Source organism: Salipiger bermudensis (genome assembly GCF_019801965.1).
GTDB lineage: Bacteria > Pseudomonadota > Alphaproteobacteria > Rhodobacterales > Rhodobacteraceae > Salipiger > Salipiger bermudensis_A.
This window is the reverse complement of the sequence record NZ_JAHVIA010000020.1, coordinates 1-6,054: the sequence shown is the minus strand read 5'-3', so window position 1 is coordinate 6,054 and position 6,054 is coordinate 1. Positions and strand designations below refer to the sequence as shown.

Genomic DNA, 6,054 nt, shown 5'->3' with positions numbered 1-6,054 from the left:
GCCTGAACGAGCACCTGTTCGCCAATCTGCGCCACGCCCACGAGTTGATCGCCGGCTGGCGCAACGACTACAACCATCACCGCCCCCACACGAGCCTCGACGGGCTCACCCCGTGGGAGTATCACCAACGGTCAGTAGAGGACCAAACCCTGAACAGAGCTAACTCATAAACGCGGACTCTATGGGGAGCAGGTCAGACCCGACGCGAGCTACCTCCCCGCCTGCAGCCCGACGAGCCTTCCAACGCTGAGCTCGCCGACGACACGCTCTATCTTCATTTCGATGGGGTTGGCCAAGCGAGGGCTTGGAAGATTGCGGATTACGGCGACGACGGAGCGCTCGACCTGGCACAAATGCGGGAGATCAGGGAACGCTTCGATCTGGAGGCCCCGCTCGTCGTCGAGTTGTCGCGGCAGATCGGTTACTGCCTGGACCAAGACACCTGCGCCAATTTCATCGACGTCGGGCGTGGCAAGGCGAGCAAACAGGGTGGTACCAAGGTCAGGAGAACGCTTCGGTTCGCCAAAGCGAGCGACGACCCCATCAAGGTTCTTCGCGAGGGGCTCCAGGTACTCGAGAGCCGCTTTGGCACTTTGCCGGCCAGCCGCCCGGAGCTGGACCAGGCCAAAGAGCTCTTGCGAGGCCCAGCACCCGACCCTGCCGAGGTCGTTGGCCTCCTCGAGTCGATCGCGAAGGTACCCGGCGCTGTGTACGACCTGTCGCCAAAGGATAAGCGCACCGTAGTTGACCGGCGCCGCAATGACGTCGTCGCCGAGTGCGCGCGGATCTGGAAGCAAGCCGGGCGCAAGGCGAGTTTCAGCACCGACGCGACCAAAGCCGTGAAGGGCCAGATCTACGGACCCTTCGTCGATTTCATACGCTGCGTCGCCGCCATGGTGACCGAAGACGGCGACGACTTCGCCGGAGGGACGCTGCGCAAGAGTATCGAGTACGCCAGGCGCATGGAACGCGAGCAGGATCTCGACGCTATACTCGCATCCGAACCAGAGGTCGGCACTCAAAAATAGCGAACCAGTGCACTTAGACGTGCCCTGGCGTGCTCGGGCAAGGTCAGCCCATGACCTCCGCGCCCGACAGCCCCCACCAGCCTCCAGCAGAGCTCGATCGCATCAAGGATGTTGCGCTCGCACTTGCCCGCCTTCTTGGCGAGGCGGCGGCGTTGGATGCGGAGGTCTCCCCTTGCGACTCCGAGGAGACCAGCCCCAATGCCCCCGACCAGTAAGACCCAACAGCCCCCGCGCCTCAAAACGGTGAAGGAGGTCGCGCTCGAAGACAATGTGTCCGAGAAGACGGTCCGCCGCGCCATTGACGCCGGCCTTCTCGACGTGATCCGTGTGGGCCCTGGCGGCCGCCTGATCCGCATCCATCCGGACGCTCACACGGCCTATCGCCGCCGCGGCATCCTCTAGGCCAAGCGACCATCAAAGTCCATTTATGTCAATGCGTTAGAGCTCTCTCGGGAAGACCCCCTCCCCGTAAGTTGCGAACTTTTCATGCTAGGGTTCTCCCGAATCGGGCGCCCTGTCCACGGCAGGGTTCCCGAGACCAGAGCTGACCAATCAGAGGCTGTCCCGATGACCACGCAAATGCCCATCCCACTCGACCAGGTCTTTGTCCCGGCGGGCACGCCGACCTTCCAGGATCTCATCAATGCTCTCTCGGCGCAGGGCTCGCTCTTCCCCACCCGCGAGCGCGACCTCATCTCTGGGCTGCGCCGCGTCGCACAGGCGCTCGGCCTTCCGCCCAGCGACGTTCCCTGCGACGCTCGCTGGCTGCAGCCGAGACTCGACAAGATCAGCCCGGCACAGCTCGGGATCTCCAAGAAGACCTGGCAGAACTCCGTCAGCAACGCGCGTGCCGCGATGGCAACGGCCGGCATCGTCGAACGCCGCTTCCGCAGAACGACCGATCTTGCTCCCGCGTGGCGCTCACTCTGGCGTCGCCTGCTCGAGCTGGACGATGCCACCCTCTCCACGTCGCTCGGTCGCTTCGTGCATTTCCTGTCCCGTCAACGGATCATCCCCGACGAGGTAAACGAGCAGCACGCAAGCGCTTTTCTCGAGGCGGTGACGCTCAACGAGATCAGCAAGGACCCGGAGACCAGCTACCGCGCCGCGGTGAATGGCTGGAACCTCGCCGTTGCACGCGTCCCCGGCTGGCCGCAAACGCCCATCCCACGTCCGTCACGCCAGAAGATCTTCCGGCTACCGGACCAGAGCTTCCCTGCGACGTTCCTAACCGATCTGGACAGCCTCATTGCCGCAATTGGCGCCAACGACCCGCTTTCCGAGACCGGGCGTCACCGCGCGCTTCGTCCCGCGACACTCAAGCAGTACCGCAGCATGCTCCTGCGCTTCGCGTCCGAGCTCGTGCATGCGGGCATTGACGCCTCGACCATCACGTCGGTCAGCAGCCTCCTTGAACCGACCGCCGCAGAGCGGGGTTTGCGGCAGATGCTCTCCCGCAATGGCAACACCAGCTCCCGCGGCATCGCAGAGGTGGCGCGCCTGCTGCCCAATATCGCCACCACCCTGCACCGTCCCTCTGAGGAGGTGGCACGCCTGCGCCAGCTCTCCGGCAAGCTGGCCATGGACCCGCAGAAGGGGCTGACCGCCAAGAACCGGGAGCGCCTCCGCGTTCTGCAGCAGCCGCGCAACCGCATGGACCTCCTCACTCTGCCCGAGCGGATCTTTCGGCGCGGCGCCGGCAACAAGAAGCCCTACTCCGCGGCGCTGGACCGCGAGACGGCCCTCGCGATCGCCATCCTTCTCGTCTGTCCCATCCGGGTGAAGAACCTTGCAGAGCTCGAGCTTGGCCATCACCTCCAACGGCCCGGCGATGGTCGGGTCTACCTTGCCCTGGAAGAGGAAGACACCAAGACCAGCCGTCCGATCGAGTTCGAGCTGCCCGAGGATGTCGTGCGTCTGATCGATGAGCATCTCGCCTCCAGAGTCCCCTGGATGTGCCCTGCCGGAACCCCCTACCTGTTCCCCAAGCGCTCCGGTGAAGCGCCGGTCAATTCGGCAGACCTCGCAACACGGATTTCCAAACTGGTTTGCCGGGAGTTGGGCCTTGAGATCAACGCGCATCTTTTCCGGCATTTCGCGGTGATGAACTGGCTCGATGCCAACCCGGGGGGCTACGAGGTCGCGCGCCGTCTGCTGGGCCACGCCGACGTCAGCCACACGATCAACATGTACTCCGGGATGGAGGTAAAGACCGCGACGCGGGCCTTCTCCGACCTGATCGGCGCCCTGCGCGAGGGCAAGGAATGAGCCTCATTCTGCCCCTGCAGGACTCGCCTGCCGCGGATCAGGAGATGTGGCGCGGCCTCTTCACCGAGGGCAACCCGCTCGACGATCGCGGGCCGCTCGTTCACCTGCGGGAGACCTCTCGCAAACGCCTTTCCCAAAGCTACGGGCAATGGCTGCAATGGCACCTTGGGTGCGGCGCCCACACCCGCAACATCGCGCCAGCCGACAGGGTCACTCGGCCCGCGCTCCTGCAATGGCTCTCGACGCTCGATCGGCTGGCTCCAATGTCCCGCCTCATCTTGGTCACGGGCGTCCTGCGCGTCGTCACCGCCGGGGACCCGTCCCGCGACTGGCGTCCGGAGCGCGCGCTGCGCGCCCGGCTCAAATCCCTTGCCGGACGCGGGACACAAGCGCGCAAGATCGGCAGGATCCTGAGCTCGCAGCTGCTGCTCGATACCGGACTGCAGCTTGTCGAGGAGGCCAAGACTCGCGGCGGCAGCGGCGTCTTCCGAGCCACATCGCTGCGGGACGGGGCCATGATCGCCCTGCTCTCCATGATGCCGATGCGTGTCCGCGCGCTGGCGGGGCTGACCCTCGGCACCTCCGTCATTGTCGATGACGACCGCATCTTCATCTCGATCTCACCCGAGCTCAGCAAGACACACATCCCATGGGAAGCAGAGGTCCCGCCGCAGGTCGCGCCGGCCCTGCGCGACTACCTTGATGATGCCCGCCCGTTTCTCGCGGCCCGGGGTTCGGGCGATGACCAGAGCCTCTGGCTGGGGCGCAAGGGAAGCGCCCTCAAGATCGGCGCCTTCAGATCGACCATCTCAAAGCAGACAAAGCGGCTGACCGGGATCTCGGTCCCACCGCACTTCTTCAGAGACGCGGCGGCCACCTCTCTGGCCCGCATCTCGCCAGAGGCCGCGAGCCTGATCCGCCCAGTCCTTGGCCACAGCGGCTTCCAAACCGCGGACCGGCACTACATCCATGCCCAGACCATCGAGGCCGGTCGCGAGTATGCGTGCCTCCTCCAAAGCATGAAGGAGACATCCGCATGACCCGCGCCGCGATTTACGCCCGTTTCTCGACCACCATGCAGCGCGAGGCCTCGATCGAGGACCAGGTCCGGATCTGCCGCGAGCGCGCCGCGCTCGAACGCTGCGAGGTCATCGAGGTTTTCAGCGACATGGCCCTCTCGGGAGCCTCGACGCGACGCCCCGGGCTACAAAGCCTCCTCGCGCTCGCGGAGCGCGGCGGCGTTGATGTCATCCTCTGTGAAGCCCTCGATCGCCTAAGCCGCGACCAGGCCGATGTCGCGCAGCTCTACAAGCGCCTCAGCTTCCACGACGTTCAGATCATCACCACCTCGGAAGGCGAGATCAACGAGCTGCATGTCGGGCTGAAGGGCACGATGAACCAGATGTTCCTGAAGGATCTCGCGGCCAAGACCCGGCGCGGCCTGCGGGGCCGCGTCGAGGCGGGCAAATCCGGTGGCGGGAATGCCTATGGCTATCGTGTGATCAGAAGCCTCGGTCCGGATGGCCAACCGGTGACCGGTGAGCGCGAGATCGTCCCGTGCGAAGCCGAGGTCATCCAACGCATCTACCAGGAGTTTGCCAACGGTTATTCGCCGAAGAAGATCTCGCAGAGGCTCAACGCAGACGGCATCCCCGGACCGCGCGGCACGCACTGGCGCGACACCGCAATCCGCGGCCACCGTCAGCGCGGCACGGGGATCATCAACAACGAGCTCTATATCGGGCGCCTCATCTGGAACCGCCTCCGCTACGTGAAGGACCCGGAGACCGGCAAACGCGTCTCGCGCCTCAACCCGGAACAGGACTGGGTGATCCACGATGTCCCCGAGCTGCGCATCGTTACCGATGCGCTCTGGGACGCGGTGAAGCGGCGACAGCAGGAGATCGAAGCCACGCCAGCGGTTCAAGGCATTCGGAAGAGCCGGTTTTGGGAGCAGAAGCGCAGCCGGCACCTGCTCACCGGCAAGCTTGCCTGCGGCTGTTGCGGTGGCGGCTTTGCCGCGGTGGGCAAGGATTACCTCGCCTGCTCCAACGCCCGCAAACTGCAGACCTGTGCCGCAACGCGATCGATCAAGCGCGCGACCCTTGAGGACGCCGCTCTCGAGCTCCTGCGAGATCGCCTGATGCAACCGGATGCCGTCGCGGAGTTCGTGGCCGCGTTCACCAGAGCCGCAAACGTCCAGAGACGCGACGAGGGGATCAAGCACGAGCAGACCCGCAAGGCCCTCAAGGAGGTGGAGCGCAAACTCGCAGGCCTCTATGACGCCATCGCCGATGGGTTTCGGACAGCGGGGTTGCTGCAAAAGCTTCAGGCGCTGGAAGAGGAGAAGGCCGAGCTGGAGCGTAAGCTGGAGGCCCCTGCCCCGAGCGCGGTGCGGTTTCATCCGAAGCTGGCGGAGCTCTACCGGAGCAAGGTCACGGAGTTGTCGGAGGCGCTGAAGGACGAGACGATCCGCGTCCCGGCGCTGGACCTGCTGCGCAGCCTGATCGACCGCCTTGTGGTGCATCACGACGCGGGGACGAAGGGGATCACGCTGGAGGTTGAGGGGGCGCTGAGCGCGATGATCGAGCAGGCCCAGCCCGGAGGGCTGGGTGATGTCGATCCGAGTTCGGTAAAACTGGTTGCGGGAGTAGGATTTGAACCTACGACCTTCAGGTTATGAGCCTGACGAGCTACCGGGCTGCTCCATCCCGCGGCAATTTTGACCCTCGAGGGTGATTTGATCGAGGGTTTATCG

At 64.9% G+C, this 6,054-nt stretch carries 6 protein-coding genes and 1 tRNA gene; 6 read left to right on the top strand and 1 reads right to left on the bottom strand.

From position 1 onward, the window contains the following. From KUV62_RS22500 to KUV62_RS22475, 6 genes are all read left to right on the top strand, one after another. A partial coding sequence (locus tag KUV62_RS22500; RefSeq protein ID WP_222602952.1) for an integrase core domain-containing protein occupies positions 1-170 on the top strand: 170 nt, incomplete at its 5' end. Positions 171-353: 183 nt separating this feature from the next. Beyond that, positions 354-1,028, top strand: coding sequence for a hypothetical protein (locus tag KUV62_RS22495; RefSeq protein ID WP_222606000.1), 675 nt, complete (start codon positions 354-356; stop codon positions 1,026-1,028). A 198-nt stretch (positions 1,029-1,226) separates the two neighbouring features. Continuing rightward, entirely contained in the window at positions 1,227-1,430 is a 204-nt protein-coding gene (locus tag KUV62_RS22490; RefSeq protein ID WP_222605999.1) for a helix-turn-helix domain-containing protein, read from the top strand. 165 nt (positions 1,431-1,595) lie between these two features. Continuing rightward, positions 1,596-3,296 carry a tyrosine-type recombinase/integrase gene (locus KUV62_RS22485; RefSeq protein ID WP_222605998.1) on the top strand — a complete coding sequence of 567 codons (1,701 nt, stop codon included), beginning with the start codon at positions 1,596-1,598 and terminating at the stop codon, positions 3,294-3,296. Next, a complete protein-coding gene (locus KUV62_RS22480) occupies positions 3,293-4,336 on the top strand; it encodes a site-specific integrase (RefSeq protein WP_222605997.1) in 1,044 nt (347 codons plus the stop codon). Before KUV62_RS22485 ends, KUV62_RS22480 begins: the two co-directional genes overlap by 4 nt. Then, positions 4,333-5,979: a recombinase family protein gene (locus tag KUV62_RS22475; protein WP_222606001.1), complete on the top strand. Its 1,647-nt coding sequence runs from the start codon at positions 4,333-4,335 to the stop codon at positions 5,977-5,979. The genes KUV62_RS22480 and KUV62_RS22475 overlap by 4 nt, the downstream gene beginning before the upstream one ends. Here KUV62_RS22475 and KUV62_RS22470 read toward each other — a convergent pair. Then, a tRNA-Met gene (locus KUV62_RS22470) sits at positions 5,936-6,012 on the bottom strand. The genes KUV62_RS22475 and KUV62_RS22470 overlap by 44 nt on opposite strands. Positions 6,013-6,054: the final 42 nt, after the last annotated feature.

What these genes read in the sequence shown, in the direction of transcription:
- KUV62_RS22490 (WP_222605999.1), top strand. Translation starts at nt 1,227, where the DNA reads ATGCCCCCGACCAGTAAGACCCAACAGCCCCCGCGCCTCAAAACGGTG.
- KUV62_RS22480 (WP_222605997.1), top strand. Translation starts at nt 3,293, where the DNA reads ATGAGCCTCATTCTGCCCCTGCAGGACTCGCCTGCCGCGGATCAGGAG.
- KUV62_RS22475 (WP_222606001.1), top strand. Translation starts at nt 4,333, where the DNA reads ATGACCCGCGCCGCGATTTACGCCCGTTTCTCGACCACCATGCAGCGC.
- KUV62_RS22495 (WP_222606000.1), top strand. Translation starts at nt 354, where the DNA reads ATGCGGGAGATCAGGGAACGCTTCGATCTGGAGGCCCCGCTCGTCGTC.
- KUV62_RS22485 (WP_222605998.1), top strand. Translation starts at nt 1,596, where the DNA reads ATGACCACGCAAATGCCCATCCCACTCGACCAGGTCTTTGTCCCGGCG.